The sequence below is a fragment of the Microcoleus sp. A006_D1 genome (genome assembly GCF_036702805.1).
GTDB lineage: Bacteria > Cyanobacteriota > Cyanobacteriia > Cyanobacteriales > Microcoleaceae > Microcoleus.
The window spans coordinates 185,231-204,926 of the sequence record NZ_JAUBVZ010000001.1; the positions used below are offsets into that span (position 1 = coordinate 185,231).

Annotated in this window: 11 protein-coding genes; 8 read left to right on the top strand and 3 right to left on the bottom strand. The window is 45.2% G+C overall.

All coding sequences use genetic code 11. The annotated features are described in order from the left end of the window. The first annotated feature begins 29 nt into the window (after positions 1-29). Both QUB68_RS00760 and QUB68_RS00765 read left to right on the top strand, forming a co-directional pair. A complete protein-coding gene (locus QUB68_RS00760) occupies positions 30-1,484 on the top strand; it encodes a sensor histidine kinase (protein ID WP_332988453.1) in 1,455 nt (484 codons plus the stop codon). Then, positions 1,481-2,161, top strand: coding sequence for a response regulator transcription factor (locus tag QUB68_RS00765; protein WP_332988454.1), 681 nt, complete (start codon positions 1,481-1,483; stop codon positions 2,159-2,161). Before QUB68_RS00760 ends, QUB68_RS00765 begins: the two co-directional genes overlap by 4 nt. A 172-nt stretch (positions 2,162-2,333) precedes the next feature. Here QUB68_RS00765 and QUB68_RS00770 read toward each other — a convergent pair whose 3' ends face one another. Continuing rightward, on the bottom strand, positions 2,334-3,269 hold the full coding sequence (locus QUB68_RS00770; protein WP_332988456.1) for an ADP-ribosylglycohydrolase family protein: 936 nt from the start codon (positions 3,267-3,269) through the stop codon (positions 2,334-2,336). Positions 3,270-3,677: 408 nt separating this feature from the next. Between QUB68_RS00770 and minC the strand changes: the two genes are divergently transcribed. From minC to minE, 3 genes are all read left to right on the top strand, one after another. Then, complete coding sequence (minC, locus tag QUB68_RS00775; protein ID WP_332988458.1) at positions 3,678-4,481, top strand: septum site-determining protein MinC; 804 nt, start codon at positions 3,678-3,680, stop codon at positions 4,479-4,481. 409 nt (positions 4,482-4,890) lie between these two features. Continuing rightward, positions 4,891-5,697 carry a septum site-determining protein MinD gene (gene minD / locus QUB68_RS00780; protein WP_332988460.1) on the top strand — a complete coding sequence of 269 codons (807 nt, stop codon included), beginning with the start codon at positions 4,891-4,893 and terminating at the stop codon, positions 5,695-5,697. Between the two features lie 115 nt (positions 5,698-5,812). Beyond that, positions 5,813-6,196: a cell division topological specificity factor MinE gene (minE, locus tag QUB68_RS00785; RefSeq protein WP_332988462.1), complete on the top strand. Its 384-nt coding sequence runs from the start codon at positions 5,813-5,815 to the stop codon at positions 6,194-6,196. Between the two features lie 373 nt (positions 6,197-6,569). Here minE and QUB68_RS00790 read toward each other — a convergent pair whose 3' ends face one another. Then, entirely contained in the window at positions 6,570-7,739 is a 1,170-nt protein-coding gene (locus QUB68_RS00790) for a DUF58 domain-containing protein (RefSeq protein ID WP_332988464.1), read from the bottom strand. A gap of 147 nt (positions 7,740-7,886) precedes the next feature. Here QUB68_RS00790 and QUB68_RS00795 point away from each other — a divergent pair, with 147 nt between their 5' ends. The 3 genes from QUB68_RS00795 to QUB68_RS00805 all read left to right on the top strand — a co-directional run bounded on the left by QUB68_RS00795 (position 7,887) and on the right by QUB68_RS00805 (position 13,202). Then, entirely contained in the window at positions 7,887-9,167 is a 1,281-nt protein-coding gene (locus tag QUB68_RS00795; RefSeq protein WP_332988465.1) for a type IV pilus twitching motility protein PilT, read from the top strand. Between the two features lie 682 nt (positions 9,168-9,849). Then, positions 9,850-11,481, top strand: coding sequence for a polysaccharide biosynthesis protein (locus QUB68_RS00800; protein ID WP_332988467.1), 1,632 nt, complete (start codon positions 9,850-9,852; stop codon positions 11,479-11,481). 515 nt (positions 11,482-11,996) lie between these two features. Next, the gene (locus QUB68_RS00805; protein WP_332988469.1) at positions 11,997-13,202 is read left to right on the top strand and encodes a glycosyltransferase family 2 protein; all 1,206 of its coding nucleotides are present in this window, start codon (positions 11,997-11,999) and stop codon (positions 13,200-13,202) included. Positions 13,203-13,264: 62 nt separating this feature from the next. Here the strand turns inward: QUB68_RS00805 and QUB68_RS00810 are convergent, their stop codons facing one another. Next, complete coding sequence (locus QUB68_RS00810; RefSeq protein ID WP_332988471.1) at positions 13,265-19,288, bottom strand: trifunctional serine/threonine-protein kinase/ATP-binding protein/sensor histidine kinase; 6,024 nt, start codon at positions 19,286-19,288, stop codon at positions 13,265-13,267. Positions 19,289-19,696 lie beyond the last annotated feature (408 nt).

The window sequence follows — 19,696 nt, forward strand, 5'->3', positions numbered from 1 at the left end:
CTTAATTACTATCACTAATACTTAAAAAAATGAAGCAATTTCCCCAATTTAGAGCAGTCGTCAACCATCTCAGTGGTAAGCGAATTTCCACTTCTTCGCTTCAGTTTCGCCTGACTATGGAATTGCTAGTGCTGTCGATTTTAGGACTTAGCAGTGTGGCATTTTGGGCTGGCTGGCAAAGGTCGCAAAATCTAGTCGGTGCCCACAAACAAACGCTGGAATATATTGGAATGCGTTTTCCCGAACAGGTTGAGCTTTATAGTGAAATGGGTTCACTAGAAATTGGCTTAACCCGAAGCGTTCATAAAGCTTCTACAGGAGGAATCATGGTGTGGGTGAAGCGAAATGATGGGATGCTTTTGGTAAATTCACCTGATATGGATATGCAATCTTCTAAGATTACGAAGATGATTTCTTTGACGGAAGTACCTGCTGAGCCGACTTTTGTTCAGGTGGACGATCGCTATTTGGTGATCTGTAGCACGACTCTACGGATTAAAAATGAATTGCTGGGTACGGTATATTTCTCTCAAGATATCACTGATGAGCAACGTCAATTAAATGATGGGATTCGGAGTTTAATTGTTGTCTGTATTGTGGTAATCTTAGTGTTGATGGTGGCGATCGCCAGTCGCATTCGTCACGCTCTACGCCCTCTGGAACAGATGAGTAAGGTAGCTAGCACTTTGTCGGCTGATAATTTGCAGGGAGCAAAACTCCAACTGCATCAGGCTCCTGATGAGATTTTAGGACTTGCACAAACCTTTAATGAGATGTTGTTTAGATTATCCGGTTCCTGGGAGCAACAACGCCAATTTGTCGGTAATGTTTCCCATGAATTACGCACTCCCCTGACGGTGGTAGTTGGTTATTTACAAAGTTTGCTGCGACGCAGCACTAATTTAAGTGATTATCAGCAGCAAGCACTGGAAACAGCGGTTGGTGAAACTGAACGGACGATTCGGATGTTAGAAGATTTGCTTGATTTGGCACGGGCTGATAGCGGCAATTTGCACTTTCGTTTGCATCCGGTGATTCTGAATACTCTGGTAGCTGAGGTGGCTGAAATGAGTCAAAAAGTTAGCAATCGGAAAGTTATTTTGGTGTCTACTTATGAGGATGTTGTCGCCTGTGCGGATCAGGATCGTTTACAACAAGTGTTAATTAACTTAGTCGATAATGCAATTAAGTATTCGGCTCCAGAACAACCCGTTGAGTTAGTCTTAGAAAAGAAGGAACAGCAGGTGATGATTCATGTGCGCGATCGCGGAATTGGGATTTCTCTGCCCCATCAAAACCGGATTTTTGAGCGGTTTTACCGGGTGGATGAGTCTATGACTCGCTCTAGAGACGGTACAGGGCTGGGATTGGCGATCGCCAAAAGCCTGATCGAAGGTATGGAAGGACGTATCACGATCCGCTCTAAACCGGGAGAAGGTAGTATTTTTACTATCACCTTACCTATCTGGAATCCGCAGCTATGAGCGATCGCATTCTCCTTGTTGAAGATGACCCTAAACTAGCAAAGTTCATCGAATCTGAACTTACTTTAGAAGGATATCACGTCACTGTCGCTCCCAATGGATTGGATGGATTAACCCTCGCCCGCACGGCTGAACCGGATTTATTGATTTTAGATTGGATGCTTCCGGGCATCTCTGGATTGGATATTTGTTTGAGGTTGCGATCGACTGGCGTGCAAGTACCAATCATTATGTTAACCGCAAAGGATGAAGTACCCGATCGCGTAACGGGATTAAATGCTGGGGCGGATGATTATGTAACTAAGCCTTTCAGTATGGAAGAGCTCCTGGCGAGGGTGAAAGCACGCCTGCGCCGAACTCAACCAAATGACCCGGATCAATTAGAATTTGAAGACTTAATTTTGAACGGTTTAACTCGTGAAGTTTATCGAGGAAATCAACTAATTGAACTGACTGCTAAAGAGTTTGATTTGTTGGAATTTTTGCTGCGGAATCCCCGTCAAGTCATTACGCGCGATCGCATCTTAGAAAAAGTCTGGGGCTACGATTTTATGGGCGAGTCAAATATTATTGAAGTGTATATTCGGGCTTTGCGGATTAAGTTAGAAGCAAGTAACTCAAAACGCTTGTTGCATACGGTTCGAGGAGTTGGCTACGTGTTGCGAGAACCCAAGTAATATTGTTTATAAAAAAAACGACAAAGTTTGTGTTTTTCAAAAGAGAAAACTATGCTTATTTACATAATTATTTGGTCAGGTGCGGATCTGTGAGATTGTCGATTTTTATGCGGGGATTTTCGATCGCGACGCACCCTACGGCTACGGCTAGTGTTGCATAAAAACTCGGTTTCTAGTCACTCGTGCTTAAGCCTACAGTCAAGAGTTGTTCGGCGAAAGATGCAATTAGAGTAAAATCGGCTAATTGCGATCGCCATTTTTCCGGTATAGCAGATTCGCCGTAAAAAGCTCCCGCCAACTGTCCGTAAACCGCACCAGTTGTATCCGCATCGTCGCCCAAATTCACAGCCAACAAACACCCTTCGGCAAAAGAAGAACTGTTGTAAAATGCCCAAAGTGCCGCCTCCAAAGACTTAACCACGTAACCAGTACCCTTAATTTCAGGAGGTTGTCGCCGTTTAAAAGAACCCGCCGCAATTTCATCAATTTCTGCTACCAGGGGGTGCGCGGCCCAATATTTGGCGATCGCACAATATCTTTCCGACAGCAAAAGTTCTTTACTAACTCCATTCACAGCCCCCGCAATTAAAGTACCAAAATAGCGGCAAGCATCGACGCAAGTAGCAGCACCATGAGTAGTTCGAGAACTTTGTCCAGATTTTTCTATTACTTCTAAAGGATTGTTCGCATAAAACAAAGGGACGGGAGCCAAACGCATAATCGAACCATTTCCAGCAGCCCAAGAATCAGTAGAACCGCAGTAAGGCTTTTTTGTATCTTTAAAATGCCAAAGTGCTTGTTGCACCGTATTGCCAATATCAAAACACTTGCCCGTACTGCTCAAATGTCCGTCTCGCCACCACCGCAAATAAGTTTCTAACTGATGGACTGGATCGAAACCTTTTCTCTCAATCAAACTTTCAGCTAAACAAAGTGCCATCGAAGTATCATCAGTCCACTGTCCCGGTTGCAGGCGAAAAGGGCCGCCGCCAACCATATCTTTAATCGGCTCAAAGGTTCCGGGGCGACAAAACTCTAAAGTTGTTCCCAAAGCGTCGCCAACTGCTAAACCGATGAGACTGCCGCGATAACGTTCTATTTGCTGCATGGTAATTTTTAGCTGACAGTTGACAGTTGACAGCAATTTATCTGGAAGGAACAGGATTGGAGTAATGAATCGTCTGATTTTAATTTATCCCGATCAGGGAGAGGCTTTAAAGCAACTATTTCTGGTAAATTAATTATTAGATAACTCAGACAAACGTGGTTAGATGTACTAATTATAGCGGTAAAATACGCATTTTACACCTACTTTATTCGTCTCTTGATTCTCTTTCTATGTGTACTCTGCGCCCTCTGCGGTGAATTAAAAAAATCTTGTTCAAAAATGAAATAGAATTGCCATACTTGCGGTTAAAAATAAAAAAACCAGAGTTTTCGCCTCAAAGGCTGAGGCAAAAGACGACTCAAGCTAATATTGATGTTAACCTGTCCCTACCCGAGATCGAACCGTCCCATGACACCCGATGCCTCCGCAGCCGCTGCTGCTCCCGCCCCTCAATCAACACCCGAAGTCAGCTTAGAGCTGCAAGTCCGACTCAAGACTGAAGATGGACAGCTATTGTTGCTACTTCCCCCAGAAACCAACAACGAAGCCGCAACTGGTACGGCATCGACTTGGACTGAACTTTGGCAACAGCTAAAAGTTAGGCTGAATGCTGGAGAACGCTTTTGGCAGCCAAATGCAGAAGTACAATTGATGGGGAGCGATCGACTTTTAGATATCCGCCAACTGCAAGAAATCGCCGATGCCCTCTCCGAAGTGGAACTGCAACTCAAACGAGTCCACACCAGCCGCCGCCAAACCGCCGTTGCCGCAGCTACTGCCGGCTATTGTGTAGAACAGCAGCCTCCGGTTTCTTCCCTGAATAAATCCACTGCCCAAAAACCGCAATCGCTGGCGGAACCTTTATATTTGCAGATGACAGTGCGATCGGGCGTAGAAATTCGTCATCCAGGGACGATCGTACTTTTGGGAGACGTAAATCCCGGTGGCTCAGTCATCGCCGGAGGCGATATCCTAGTTTGGGGCCGTTTGCGGGGCGTAGTGCACGCTGGTGCCGGCGGCAACACCAACAGCGTGATTATGACCTTGCAGATGGAACCGATGGTGATTAGGATTGCTAAGTACGTTGCCAGAGGCCCAGAAACCTCACCGGCTCAGTTTTTCCCGGAAGTCGCCTATGTGACGCCTCAGGGGATTCGGATCGGTAGAGCCTCTGATTTTGACAAATCGCAGTTAATCGGCGGTAATGGGTAATTGGTCAGTAGTCATTGGTCATTGGTCATTGGTCATTGGTCATTAGTCATTGGTCATTGGTCATTGGTCATTAGTCATTGGTCATTAGTCATTAGTAATACTATTTCTCTTTAAGTCGGCGCTTGATAATTTAGGTTTTGGCTAAATCAGTTAGTCAAGGAAAATTTAAAAATTCAGTGCAAATTCAGAGAGAATTCGTAGAACAATGAGAGTTATGAGTTTTGAGTGTTGAGTTGATTCAATGAATAACAGATTGCTGCCAAATTCTCAAAAAATAAATGCCAACGAACGACAAATAATAAGATTAATTCCCAATAACTAATGACCAATAACTAATGACAACTGACAACTGACAACTGACAACTGACAACTGACAACTGACTACTGACCAATAAATCTAAAATCGCTTATGGCTCGCATTATTGTTGTTACATCAGGGAAAGGCGGAGTGGGAAAAACCACATCCACAGCTAATCTCGGCATGGCTTTAGCTAAGCGGGGGCGCAATGTTGCCGTAATTGATGCCGATTTCGGCCTTAGAAATTTAGACTTGCTGCTGGGCTTAGAAAACCGGATTGTTTACACGGCATTAGAAGTTCTCGCCGGAGAGTGCCGGTTAGAGCAAGCTTTGGTGAAAGACAAGCGCCAGCCGCGTTTGGTGCTGTTACCGGCGGCGCAAACTCGCATGAAGGATGCCATCAGCGCCGAGCAAATGAAGCAGCTTGTCGGGATGTTGGTACCAAAATATGACTATATTTTGATCGACTCTCCGGCTGGAATTGAACAGGGTTTTCAAAATGCGATCGCCCCGGCGCAAGAAGGTATCATTGTCACGACTCCAGAAATCGCTGCTGTTCGTGATGCCGATCGAGTCATCGGGCTGCTGGAAGCCAACAACGTCAAGAAAATCCAGCTAATTGTCAACCGGATCAGACCTGCAATGGTGCTGGCAAATGATATGATGTCGGTGCAAGACGTGCGGGAAATCCTCGCCATTCCGCTGTTAGGCGTTGTTCCCGACGACGAGCGCGTCATCGTTTCCACCAACCGAGGCGAACCATTAGTCTTGTCGGAAACGGCCTCTTTAGCTGGAACTGCCTTCGACAATATTGCCCGCCGCTTAGAAGGCGAAAAGGTTGAATTTTTAGATCTCAATCCCCGTCGAGAAAACTTTTTCACTCGCCTCCGCAAGTTCTTAAATACTAAAATTATGTGATGTGCTGCAATATTGGCGATCGGCCTTTAACAGCAGCCACTGCATCACAAAAACTACCCGAAATTTTCCCCAGTGATTTTTTCTATGCCCAACCCTTGACAAAACAGCCATACCCATGCTATACACACTTCTCGAACGACTTTTTCCGCGCACCCCTGACAACAGCCGCGACGATGTAAAACGTCGCCTCAAACTGGTTCTAGCCCACGATCGCTCAGAGCTCAGCCCAGAAATGGTTGAGTCGATGCGCCGAGAAATTCTAGAGGTGGTGTCTCGCTATGTGGAAATCGATACTACTGAGTCGGAGTTTTCGCTCGCTAGCGATCAGCGGGCGACAGCATTGATTGCAAATCTCCCGATCCGGCGAGTCAGAGCCGAACATCCACCGGAGAATTTGCCCTATAAATTACCCGAGAAATTGCCAGAGAATCGACCTGAGAAAATTGCTGAGTATGTACCGGAGTATGTAGTCGAAACTTTTCCCGACACTACGGATTAACCGGGATTGACATTTTAATTTCAGACAATGAGTGCGATCGACATTTAAATTAAACTATCTCTCTACAATTAAAATCTTGTGGGGCTGGCTAAGATTGTCCACCCCAAATGTGTTATTTAAATTGGGAAAAGCTTGTACTCTCGTTTCCGTTTGCATCAGAATCATCATTAGACCTCTTGCAAAAATAGTTGGGACGATGCTCAGAGCAACGTCCAAAAATTTAATTAAAAGGACTTTTGCAAGAGGTCTAATTTACCAGTGCAGTGCTGTCCCCGAAGAGCGAGAGGAGATAACTCGCTCTTCGGGGACAGCACTGGCACAATTCTGCTGTTACCGAACTTGATATGATACCGGAAAACTCATCCACTTAATCTTAATAACTAATCGCTCTTTCCAGAGCATCTTGTAACTGAAGTTCTAAAGGTCTATCTGAGCGAATTTGCAAACCAGGTAAATCGTGTTTTAGTAACAATCTTTCGCCTGTTTCCCCAGCGGCAATCGGCCAGAGTACCCAACGACTACCTTGAGTAAGAGTGCTTAAACTTGCAGAGTTTTGAGTCAGCCAAATTATCGGCAGTTTCGCTCGACTATCGATCGCATCTTCCCCATAATTCACTGCCGCTAAAGTTTCCAAAACTACCCGGTTCCCCGAGACAAGTCCGCTTCGGGCCGTCCACAGTTTGACGTTTAACAGGCGCTTGCTAGCATAGAAGTAAAGAGACGCAGCTACTGTCACCGCTCGTTCAAATTCCTCTGGTTGCCACGAAGCAGCGCTGTCGAGAGCAATAATGATTTCTTGACCGCCGGCGGCAACTTCTAACTCTCTCACCCGCAGTTCTCCGTAGCGGGCGCTGGTGCGCCAGTGAATCAGCCGGGTCGGGTCTCCGTGGCGGTAAGGTCTCAGGTTGCGCGTGAGGCCTTCGGTAGCAGTTTGCGATCGGCTGCGATCGTACAATTGCGGGCTGTCTTCTTGGCCGATGCGATCGATCAAAGGGCAAATGCTCAACGGCAAAACCTGCGGGTAGACAACGGCCACCGCTTTCGCCGGACGGCTGCGCCGACACCAAAACAACCCTAAAGGCGCCGCCGTCCTCAAGTCCACCTCTTGCCAGCGATAGACGCCGCGCTGCCGGACTTCCAAGTAGTATGTATTCCTGTATATACTTGACGGCTCTATAACCTCGATCGCGCTGACGATCGGCGATCCCAAGACAAACGGCAACAGGTCTACCACTTGCAACAAAGTTTTAGGTTCGGGGGCGCGATTTTCGATTTCTAGTTCTACAGTAATTCGATCGCCCGCACTTACCGGTGCGATCGGGCGGCGGCGAACTTCCAAGGCACGGAGCGACTTCGCAGGCAAAACCGCCGCTACTCCCAACAGCGCCAAAGTGCCACCGCTGAGCGCGTACAGCCACCCTGACATGGTATTAGTTGCCGACCCAAAAAAGAACACCGTCATCCCCGAGAGCAGCCAACCCGCATAGGCGGGGGCGATCGCGCGATTTTCGAGCCAGTCGGCAATTTTTTGACTGATGTTCATTGGAGTTGAAATTGTTAATTACTCGATCGCCCATCAAGCCTAATTGTAAAATATTCTCAGCATTTAGCACCTAATTAGCAAGCGAGCGATTAAATTACAAATCGGGCATTTTTTCGCAATAAATCTACACTGACTGGAGACCAAAAAATGAACCCATTAAACAACCCTACACCCGTTCGACCAGAGGCTCAAGCCCGCCGCACACCGCCGCCGCCGCCGCCCTTGGGCGTAACACCCGCGCCTCCTGCACCCGCGCCCTCTGCGCCCCCCGCAGCCAAGCAGCAGCGGCCTGTTGAGACTCCCAGCAGTACGATCGAACAAATGGTCAGAGATGCCCATAGCGCCTCGGCTTCCGACATTCACATCCGAGTCGGCCAAGTACCTCGATTTCGGATTCGGGGCGTGATGCAAGTAGCAACCAGCCACCCCAAAGTAACGCCAGAAATTTTTGAACATTACTTAGCCGAAATTCTCACCCCCGAACAGCGAACACAGTTTGCAACTACCAAAGAATTAGATTCAGCAATTTTTTACCCAGGCTTCGTGCGGTGTCGGCTAAACTGTTTTGATTCCCTCAGCGGCGGCGCCATAGTATTGCGTTTGATCAGTTTAGAAATACCGACTATCGACTCCTTAAGGTTGCCCGACGTTCTCAAAAGTATTATTCTGCGATCGCAGGGGTTAATACTGGTTACGGGGCCTACCGGTTCGGGAAAATCAACAACAGTAGCCGCGATGATCGACCATCTCAACCAGATGGAACAGAAGCACGTAGTTACAATTGAAGACCCGATCGAATTCATTCACCCTTCTAAAAAATGCTTAGTTAGCCAGCGGGAAGTCGGCTTGCACACCCACGAGTTTCAGCAGGCTTTGCGGGCTGTTTTGCGGGAAGACCCAGATGTAATTCTGATCGGGGAAATGCGCGATCGCGTTACCATCAATACAGCATTGCAAGCAGCTCAAACAGGCCACTTAGTATTAGGAACCCTCCACACTCGTAGCGCCATCAATGCTATTAACCGATTGTTGAACCTCTACCCACCCGAGGAACAACAGGCAATGCGGATGCAAATTTGCGATTCTTTAGTAGCGGTAGTTGCCCAACTTTTGCTACCAACTGTTGACAACCGCCGCGTCGCAGTTCACGATATTTTAGTGAATACGCCAGCCATGCACGATTACTTGATGAAAGGTGCTGATGATGAAGCTTTCCGCTTGATGGAAACTGATACTTATGAGGGAATGCAAATTATCAACCAGGATCTTTACAAATTAGTGCTTGAAGGTAGAGTGACGATCGAAGAAGCTGCAAAAACTTCTCCCGAAGCCAGCGATTTAGACCGCCGTTTGCGGACGGGAGGCTACGATGTTGGGTCGGCCCGCGACTTTGAAGGCAGCAAAAAAGAACGCAGGGTTCGCGCCTAGTAGCAGCACAAATACAGGGGTAGGCACCGCAGCACTACCCCATCAATCAATACAATTTTAGATTTGAGGTTTTACAGAAAAAAATTGGAAATGACTGATTGTGTATGGGTTTGGAGTTAACCTAAAGTTGGATTATTTTTTTAACTGGTATCAGTAGCAATATTTTCGGCAGACCGCAAGCCTGGGCATTTGTATGCGTATATTTACTTAAAAAGTATAAAATTAGTAGCTATAAATACATTTAACCCAAGTAATGCGAGGCAAGACAATCAATGTCAAGTATATTGTTAAGTTTTTTTAAGGTCAGCGCTACTTTACATTAACTTTAAAAATGCGTGAAAACTGCCAGGCGATTGCAAAGAAATAATAAAGATCGGTGCGGAGTATTGCCAACAGCTAGCAACTTAAGTTTATAGTTGTAGTGACAAATTTTTGACTGAGAAAGTTGCGGATTTGCCGATCGCCAAAGTAAGCAGGTTAAACAAGCGCTTAATAAAACTACAAGTAGGCTTAATACAAGTAATTTACTAGGAGAGTCGATGGCGTATCTTTCCGATCAAGTGGCTTTCAGTCTAAAAAATCCTAAAACCAAGTAGACTTTTAAAGATTCTGTCCCTCGAAAATCTGTTTAAAAACTCGCCGCTAAGCAACGATATTTCTAGAATTTACAGGAGCCAACAAAGTGAAAAGTGCATTTAACCCCTCAGAAGTGTTTGAAACTGGAAGTAAAGCCGAAATAATCGATCGCATCCAGCAGCTAGTTCCCCCAGGTTCCCCCGAACCGCAAGATCCCGAAATCCTAGCGACATTACAAACTCTCACCGCACAGCTAATTGCAGCCTATCAAGCCGACGGACAACTAGAAAGCGAACCGTTTAGCGACGTGCGCGATCGTACCATTCACCTCTACGCCCCCGTAGTCAGTCGCAAAATCAAAGGAAAAACCATCCTGATCACCGGCGGCGAAGGCTGTGTCGGCAGTTTCTTAATCGAAAAACTCCTGGAATTAGGCGCAACTAACATCATTTCCGCAGACAAAGCCCGATGTCAAAACCCCCAAGAAACTCTCCCGCACTTTAACAGAGAAGGCGCAGTAACTTTCTACGCCGCCGATATTCGCAACTTCCAGGCGCTGAAACACATATTTGAAATAGAAAAACCAGACATCGTTTTTCACCTAGCAGCCCAACGCCAACCAGGACTAGCTGAAATCCAAATCCGAGAAACAGTTACAACCAGCCTGTTAGGATGCAAACACGTCATCCAACTCTCCGAAGAATACGGCGTGGAACACTGCATCTTCTCCTCCACAGGCAAAACATCTCGATATTTTACAACCGAAGTTTACGCAGCCTCGAAAAAATTTGCCGAATGGCAATTTTCCAAAGCAGCTCAAGAAGGAGATGTCACCTACGGGATGGTTCGCTTTACTCATATGTTGGAAAATAGCTTGTTCTGCGAGCAAATGTCCAAAAAAGTAGAGCAAAGTAAAACTGTCAACGTTCACGCTCCCCACCGCTACGTAACCGCTCAAAATCTTGTCGAAGCCGTACATTTATTGCTGAACGCGCTGGTTGTGTCCGTTCCAGGAAAACTAAAATTTGTCGCCGTGAGAAATCTCGGTTGGCCGACAGAAACCTTGGAAGTAGCACTTTATAAAATTCTTGAGTCAGGCAAAAATCTGCCGATTTACTTTCAAGGACTTTTACCGGGATACGAAGAACCGTTTTTCCTCGGACAGTTTGACTGGAGCAAACCTACAGACATTCACCTCCTGATTAATGTTCTGGAAGATCCCTTTAGAATTGTTGACGATGCTGGCGACATGGTGACTGTAGAATTAGCTCCTTTTTCTTTGTGCGTGTTAGAGAAACAAGTGTCGAACCTGGAAAGCTTAATCGGCGATCCAGATTTCCCGGAAGTACAAATCAAGCACGCTCTTGTCGCAGCAGAAAAAGAAGTGATTGCTTCCTCTTTTGCGTGGAGTTCCCCCCAAGACTTGTTGAAAATTTTGCAGTGGGGAATCAATCCGAAGAAGTTGGAAGGTTACGGAGCGGAAATAGCTAACTACAGCGAGATTATCGAACTCCTCCTGCAAGGAATGTACGGGCGGCTCAATCAAGAAGTCTTGCACAGCGCTGGAATTACTGCTGATGAATTTGAGGATTTAGTTGAGAATCTGTCTGCTCTGGATTCTCTGCAAGCAGAAGTGGGATATTTGCGATCGATATCGAGATATCTCAGAGAAGTTGCACTGCCCGCACAGTTTACCCAAAAAAAACCTGAACCTGTTCCTGTCCTCGATGCGGCCTAGCTTGAAAATAGTTTAGAGATTGCTGCGTTGTCTTTCGTCCATCGAAAGCAGAACGCCCCGAAACCCGGTTTCTTTGAGATACCGGGTTTCTCAAGTCTGGGCGTGTTTGAGATTTAATTAAGTGATTTACTTAACATTGTAAGAATCGAGATGATATGATATCATGTTCGAGCGAACGACTGCAATCAAGTTGGTTTGTAGTGAAGACTTTATTCCTCACTACGAACCGGATAACGGTTATTTGAACAGACACGATCGGATAGCTTAGGAATGGCAATTAAATAACTTAAGCAATTTGCTTGTTGCTTGTTACCAGGCTCTGCCTGATAACGCAGATCCGGAGGCTCTGCCTCCTTTTACCTCGCAGATTAATAAGAGAAAGGACTGTGGAAGGTGTTTAAGTTATTAAATTTTCGTTCCTAAGATAGCATTGCTCCCTGACTTGATCAAGGTGCAATATTATTGAAAAAACTCAATGACCGCAGCCAATTAAATTAAATTAAGGTACTAGAATTGTGCAAATAAATCAGCTAGCGTTCCTATTTGTTGATGTTGTACTCTTGACGATCGCCCTGATCCTGCTAATTCCCGTTGCAGTTCTATTCCTAGAATGCAGTGCAGCCTTCTTGTCCAGCCTCCGCCCCACAGCCGAAACTCAAGAGCCCCGCCCCAAAATAGCAGTGTTAATTCCCGCCTACAACGAAGCAGCAGGAATTGGCGCCACCATCTCCACCATATTGCCGCAGCTAACACCTCAAGACCGCCTGTTAGTGATTGCTGACAACTGCACCGACGCCACGGCAGAAATCGCCCGCAACTGCGGTGCAAGTGCGATCGAGCGCCACGACACAGAACGCAAGGGGAAGGGATACGCACTGGATTTTGGCTTGCAGTCGATCGCCTCAGACCCCCCAGAAGTAGTGATTATGGTAGACGCAGACTGCATCTGTCAGCCAGACGCGATCGAGAAATTAGCCCGCGTGGCGATCGCCGAACAAAGACCGGTGCAAGCAACATATTTAATGGAACAGCCACCTAATCCTACCCCAAAAGACTCCATTTCTGCCTTAGCATTTCTAGTTAAAAACTTAGTGCGGCCCAGCGGATTAAAACAGTTAGGATTCCCATCATTGCTAACAGGTACGGGCATGGCTTTTCCCTGGTTAATCATTCGAGATATTCCCTTAGCCAGCAGCAATATCGTTGAAGATATGCAAATGAGTTTGGATTTGGCGATCGCCGGACATCCAACCGTATTCTGCCCCGAAGCTAGAGTCACCGGGTGTTTGCCGCAGCAGCAGCAAGTAGCTAAAACTCAAAGAACCAGATGGGAACACGGACACATACAGACATTGCTAACTCAAACTCCCAGGCTGGCGACAGCTTCTGTCGAGCAACAACGTTTTGACTTAATGGCGATCGCCCTCGACTTATCCGTCCCTCCCCTATCACTTTTAGTCGCTATTTGGCTAGCCGCTTTTGCAGCCTCCATACTAGCAGCAATCATCGGAACATCCGCGATTCCAGCCATCTTATTAGCAGTACAAGGACTGCTAATTTTAGTTTCAATAGTCAGCGCTTGGGCAAAATTCGGGCGTGCCGACATTTCCGGTGCAACTCTTTTATCCGTACCTTTTTACATCCTGTGGAAAATCCCTTTGTATCTGGGTTTTCTCCTGAAGCGGCAAACCAAATGGGTTCGTACAGAACGCGATGTTTAAAACATCTCTGGATGCACTTGCAACCCAATCAACCCGGTTTTTATGAGCGATCAAAATTCTCTTCAACCCGCGTCGGCGGGTTTTGTTTGTATAGACGCGAATTCCATTCGCCCGGTATTCTCCCTTTTCATCTTCAACCCGCTTGGAGTGGGTTTTGTTTGTATAGACGCGAATTCCATTCGCCCGGTATTCTTTGGCTGCACCGGAATTTCGATCGCAAACTCCGCCCCTTGATTCGGTGCCGAAATGCACATTAGTTTCCCGCCGTGTTTCTCGACTACAATCTGATAACTGATACTCAATCCCAAACCCGTGCCTTTACCCACAGCTTTGGTAGTAAAGAAAGGGTCAAATACCCTAGTTCGCACTTCCTCAGTCATACCAGGGCCGTTGTTAGCAATAGAAATTTTCACAAAATCGCGATCGCACACCTCAGTCCGAATCACAATCTTTCGCTCAAAGATTGGAGATAAAGGATTTTCCAGTCGAGCCGTTTTCTCCTCAATCCCAACCCCTAACTCCACTGCATCGATCGCATTGCTCAAAACATTCATAAACACCTGATTTAACCCAGAAGCATAACAACTTACCTTCGGCAGTTCACCGTACTCCTTAACCACCTCAATGCCATGTCCGACATCATCCTTTTTCAACCTGTGCTGCAAAATTAGCAGAGTCGAATCAATCCCGGAGTGAATGTCAACTGGTTTCATGTCCGCTTCATCAAGCCGTGAGAAATTCCGCAGCGACAACACAATATTGCGGACGCGATCGACCCCAACCTGCATAGATTGCAGCATTTTGGGCAAATCTTCTTGAATAAAACCGAGGTCAATATCCTCAGTTTCAGCCACAATCTCAGGAGTAGGATTAGGGTAAGACTGCTGGTAAAGCTCGATCAACCGCAGCAGATCCGAGCTATATTCGCTAGTGTGGACGACATTACCGTAGATGAAATTAATCGGATTATTAATTTCGTGTGCAACCCCCGCCACCAACTGCCCCAAAGAAGACATCTTTTCAGTTTGAATCAATTGAGTCTGCGTAGAACGCAATTCGCCCAAAGTAACCTCCAACTGCGCCGCTTTCTCTCTCAATTGCCCCTCCGACAGTCGCAAAGCATCCTCCGCTAACTTGCGCTCCGTAATCTCCTGAACAGTCCCAAATAACTTAATCACATGACCAGCATTAGAAATAGCTTGCGCCTTCACAAAAATATATCTGACCGCTCCATCAGAACGCAAAATTCTCAATTCAAACTCACAAGGTTTTCCTAACTGAATAATCTTCTCTACTCGCTCCAACCACAACTGTAGGTCATCTGGATGAATTTGCTTCCTGTGTTCTAAAAAAGTCGGTTCTGGTAGTTCAGGGTCAAGACCAAAAATTCGGAATACTTCCTCAGACCAAGCGAGTCGATCCATCTTCAAATCAAATTCCCAGTTGCCGAGGTGCGCCAGTTTTTGAGCTTCTTGCAGCTTAGCTTCTTTAGTCTTTAATTCCTGCGTGCGCTCTTCAACTCTCATCTCCAGCGTCCGCGAATAATCCTCCAACTCTTCCTTAGCAGCCGACAAATTAGCAACAAGTACCGCATTTTCTAGAGAAATAGCCGCTTGGGAAGAAAGGATTTTCAAAACCTCCAACCTAGTTGGAGAAAACGCTTCATTAGTTAAATTATTTTCCAGATAAAGGATGCCTACGAGTTTGCTTTGATTCAGAATAGGAGTACAAAGCGCCGATTTCACTTGATGCTTTTTAATATAATAGTCAAGTGTAAATAGACCTTGATTAGCGGCATCGCTTAAAACCACCTCCGAGCGCGTTCTTTCAACATAATTAATCACCGTTATTGGCAAAACATCTGCCGGATCTACTCTCGGGCATTGCTCAACAGCAACGTCCGAAGACTCCACCGATGCCGCTGCTTGAATCAGCAATTTTCCTTCCTTGGGCATCAGGAGAAAACCTTTTTGCGCCCCAGCATTCTCGATCGCGATTTTCATTAACTTTTCTAACAACTTATCCAGTACAATTTCGCTAGCTAGCGCTTGAGACGCTTTCACAACAGTTGTCAAATCTAATAAACTGCTGTGACTGCTGCTTGTCGTGCTAGAAGAATTAGTGCTAACAATCATCTCATCCGCTCTCGATTTCGCAGCCGATGCAGCGGGAAAAACCAGGGGATACTCCGACTCCAAATGTTTAACCTTGGCGGTTGCTCCCCAGTGAATATAGCCGTAGTAAGCATCTATCAGATAAGTCTGAGCCACTTTATTTCGACCGTTAGCCCAATAAAATTCTGCCGCTAGTTCATTTGCTAGCGCTTCTTCGTGGATGTATTCATTCTCCGATGCTCCTTTCACCGCTCGGTCATAATACTGAGCAGCTTTTTCATATTCTCCCAATACTCGCGCTTTCTGGGCCTCTACCAAGTCATATTTGTGTTGATAATTTTCCGGGCAATTAACAGCCCAATGCTTCATTTTTTTCTGAAGCGAAGCAACTTTTTTGAGATATTGTTTCTGTTCGCTTTTTGAAGCTGTGGGATATAAAGCTAAAAGTGCTAGAGAATAGTAAAAATTGTGGACTGGAACATACATCATGTTCATCACAGCGTCAGAGTAATTTGAGGCAGTCATCGCATTTTTAGCAGCATTGGCATAGTCTTTAAACAAATAATGCAGCCATGACTTATACAAATACACTACAAATATTACCAGATTATTTTTACTATCTATTAAAGCTGGTAACATAGTTTCTTCATTAAATATTTCGCCAGCTAATAGGCAAGGATTAGCTGTTTCACATTGCAAATTTAAGACCACTTGCGCCCCAACTCTGGATTGATAAATCATAAATTCATTCTTGTACTTCACCAACATTTGAATATATTGACTCTGCTTGCTCGCCACGGAGTCCAGAGGTTCGCCGCTCCAAAATATATAATTGCTGTAAAAACTAGCACAATAACAAGCATTGCTGACATCTCCCGTTTCTAGTCCACTCTGGATTCCCTCAACTAAACCTATAAGACTTGCTCTGACGTGCTCGGACCAGTGGCGAATAAAACCATTAAAGATTAGTGAGATTTGACAGTTGTGCAAGTTGGCGTGCGATCGCTCTAACACTGCCTGAGCTAGTTGACCGTATCGGTATCCAGCATTCATATCACCTAACACTCCACAGTGAATCCCACCATAATTTGCATAGGCGAAACTAGACAGCGGCGCATTACCGTACTTAAGAGAAAGAATCACCATTTTAAACGCGATCAGTGGGTACATATCAGGTGCTACTACAAAAGCAGCCGGAGTCATATTCGTCAAAATCCGTATAGCTGCAATTTTATTAGGGTCAGTCATTGGTGGCAGTTCCAATAAATCCTCAATCTGCTTGTTTCTTAAAGCTAATTTTGTGAGAAATAAATCTAGGATAATATTTAGTTTTTGTGGCTTTTTAGGGATGAAAATTCCCAGCAAATTCAAAGCTTCGAGAGCGATATCTATCGAATCTTGAGCTTGATTTTGATTAAAGTGAAAAATCACTTTTAGTTCATAAACTTTGACTTTTTCTAGCAAATGTTTAGCGCGAGATATAATTACCTCTGATAGCTGGAACGCTCGCTCAAAATCGGTATTTATATAGGACAATTCCAGCGCTTCGATATGGAGTTCCATGATTAAATCGTAGTGACTCTGCCAAGCTTGTTCGGGCAAAAGTCCTATACCTGAATTAAAATACTTGAGTGCGGCTTCATAGGCGGCAGAACTCTTAGCTTTCTTACCAGCTATGAGATTAAAGTTAGCTAGTTCATCTCGCTGGGACTGATTTGTGATGAATTCCACCCCGATATTGAGTTGGTTGACAATATCAAAGATATTTTCTGCTATCTCCGATGGCGGGGTTGAATTTAGCAGCAGGGAGCCGATTTTTAGGTGGGTTTGTTTTTTCTGGGAGTCGGGGATGAGAGAGTAGGTGGCTTGCTGTACGCGATCGTGCAAAAACCTGTAAGATATTGGAGATTGAGCGCGACTGGCAACTTCATCCCCATCGGATTGTCGCCCGGAGTCGCTTTCCTCAACCAACGGAATTTTGTAAGCATCGCTCATTGGCAGAATTAAACCAGCTTGAAGCGCATCCCATAAATCAGCAGCCGTTTCCGAACCAGATTTTCCCCTGACAATTGCCAAATTTTCTAAACAAAAACGGTTGCCGATACAAGCTGCTAATTTTAAGACTTGCTGCGTCTCCTCCGGCAGTTTTTGAAGATTCCGAGCAACTAATTCAACGACACTGTAATCTGCAATGCCAGCGGTTTCAATTTCCCTGATGTCCCACTCCCACGCACCAACAGTGAAATTAAATGCTAGCAGCTTTTCTGAGTGAATAGTTGACAGCAGTTGAGTTATAAAAAATGGATTTCCGCCCGTCTTACTAAAAATCAACTCTGCCAGGGAGTTTAATTTTTCGGTTTCATTGCCCAAAGTATCGCGCACTAGCTGCATGACGCTGTTAAACTCTAAACATGGGAGGATAATGTTATGCACCGCTGCACCCGTCTGTTGAATTTTTTCTACAGTTTGCACCAACGGATGAGTCGAATTGACTTCATTATCTCGATAGGCTCCTATCAGCAAAAAATATCTGGTATCCAAGTCTGTTACCAGTTCCTGAATCAATTTTAAGGAAGCTAAATCAGCCCACTGCAAATCATCCAGAAATAGAACTAGGGGGTGTTCGGCTTGGGCAAACACATTCAGGAATTCTTTAAACACCCGAAAAAGTCGATTTTGAGATTCAGTCGGCCCCAATTGGGGAACAGCAGGCTGCGAACCAATGATTAGTTCGACAGAAGGAACGACATCAATAATAATTGCACCGTTTTGACCTAGCCGCGACAAGAGATTTTCTTTCCAAATTGCCAACTCTGGTGAGCTTTTTGTTAATAATTGCTGCATTAATGACTCAAACGCTTGAGTCATTGCAGCATAAGGAATATCCCGCTTAAATTGGTCAAACTTGCCAGCAATAAAATAACCCCGCTGCTTGACAATTGGTTTGTGAATTTCACTGACAACTGAGGTTTTACCGATGCCTGAGTAACCGCTAACCAACACCATCTCTGTTTTCCCAAAGCTGACTCGCTGGAATGATGCCATCAAATCAGCGACTTCTTGTGTGCGGCCGTAGAGTTTTTGGGGAATCAAAAATTGACCTGATTTGTCAAGCGTCCCTGGAATAAATTTTTCTATTTTGCCCGTAGTTTGAAGCTGAGTCAGACAATTTTCTAGGTCGGCTTTTACTCCAAAGGCACTTTGATATCGGTCTTCTGCGTTCTTAGCTAATAGTTTCATGACAATGGTTGAAACCATCTGCGGGACTTGGTTGTTTCGCTGATGGGGAGGAACTGGTGTCACCGCAATGTGGCTGTGAATTAATTCTAGGGGGTCGGTTGAATTAAAGGGCAACTCTCCTATCAGCATTTCATAAAACGTGATGCCGAGAGAGTACAAGTCAGTTCGGTAGTCAAGGTCGCGGTTCATCCGGCCAGTTTGTTCGGGTGATATATAGGCTAGAGTGCCTTCTAGTAGAGTAGTATTGCTATTTTGATGAACCTCTCTAGATAGGCGCGTCGCCATGCTAAAGTCGGTGATTTTTACTTGTTTAAAATCCGGGGTAATGATAATATTTGAGGGTTTGATATCTTTGTGAATTATCTGATTTTGATGGACTTCTCCGAGAGTTTGAGCTATTTGAATAGCGAGTCTCAAAAACTCCGCACTCTTGATATTGTTACCTGCTAGATGGTGTCGGAGAGATTGACCGCCGCAATCTTCTAATATGAGAGCGAAACTGTTTTTATATTTTTCTAAAGTATAGGGTTTGATAATTCCTTCGAGTTTGAGATTGGAGCTGATTTTGTATTCATGTCTCAAGCGGGTAATTTCTTCTATTGTTGGATATTCGGTACGGAGTGTTTTAATGATGACGGAGGCTCTATCTGACTCTCTGACACCACGATAAATAATGGACTTCACACCAAGTTGAAGAACTTCTGTGATTTCGTAACCGGGAAGTGCATTCATTGCTTTTATTCTGTGACTAAGTGTTAGGCGGCTAAAATTGCGCTTGATTTTGACAAGGGCGCGATCGGGCTGTACGTAAGTACCGCTGGAATCATTATAAATTTTTATACTTTCCGATATAAGTAATTACTCGGTTGTTTTTAAGAGGGGGAGATGCATAAAGGTTTAGATCCTCTGGACGGGCGGACAGCAGAACATCTGGTTTGAACTCCGGCTCAATCATGTACCGTCTGACACCTCACCCCGTTGAACATCATATTATTCTAACAAAGTCGGTGATGTCGATCGCACACATGGCAGACGCATTGACATTTACTGTATAAATTTTTGTAACAAAGTTTCACACTTTAGGTCTGAAGCATCATTAAATCTAGATTTTCTACCTTGATTGACAGGATCTACGCCTCA

Excerpts from the sequence above, each read along its gene's own strand:
- QUB68_RS00760 (WP_332988453.1), top strand. The coding sequence starts at position 30 with ATGAAGCAATTTCCCCAATTTAGAGCAGTCGTCAACCATCTCAGTGGT.
- QUB68_RS00765 (WP_332988454.1), top strand. The coding sequence starts at position 1,481 with ATGAGCGATCGCATTCTCCTTGTTGAAGATGACCCTAAACTAGCAAAG.
- QUB68_RS00770 (WP_332988456.1), bottom strand. The coding sequence starts at position 3,269 with ATGCAGCAAATAGAACGTTATCGCGGCAGTCTCATCGGTTTAGCAGTT.
- minC (WP_332988458.1), top strand. The coding sequence starts at position 3,678 with ATGACACCCGATGCCTCCGCAGCCGCTGCTGCTCCCGCCCCTCAATCA.
- minD (WP_332988460.1), top strand. The coding sequence starts at position 4,891 with ATGGCTCGCATTATTGTTGTTACATCAGGGAAAGGCGGAGTGGGAAAA.
- minE (WP_332988462.1), top strand. The coding sequence starts at position 5,813 with ATGCTATACACACTTCTCGAACGACTTTTTCCGCGCACCCCTGACAAC.
- QUB68_RS00790 (WP_332988464.1), bottom strand. The coding sequence starts at position 7,739 with ATGAACATCAGTCAAAAAATTGCCGACTGGCTCGAAAATCGCGCGATC.
- QUB68_RS00795 (WP_332988465.1), top strand. The coding sequence starts at position 7,887 with ATGAACCCATTAAACAACCCTACACCCGTTCGACCAGAGGCTCAAGCC.
- QUB68_RS00810 (WP_332988471.1), bottom strand. The coding sequence starts at position 19,288 with ATGAATGCACTTCCCGGTTACGAAATCACAGAAGTTCTTCAACTTGGT.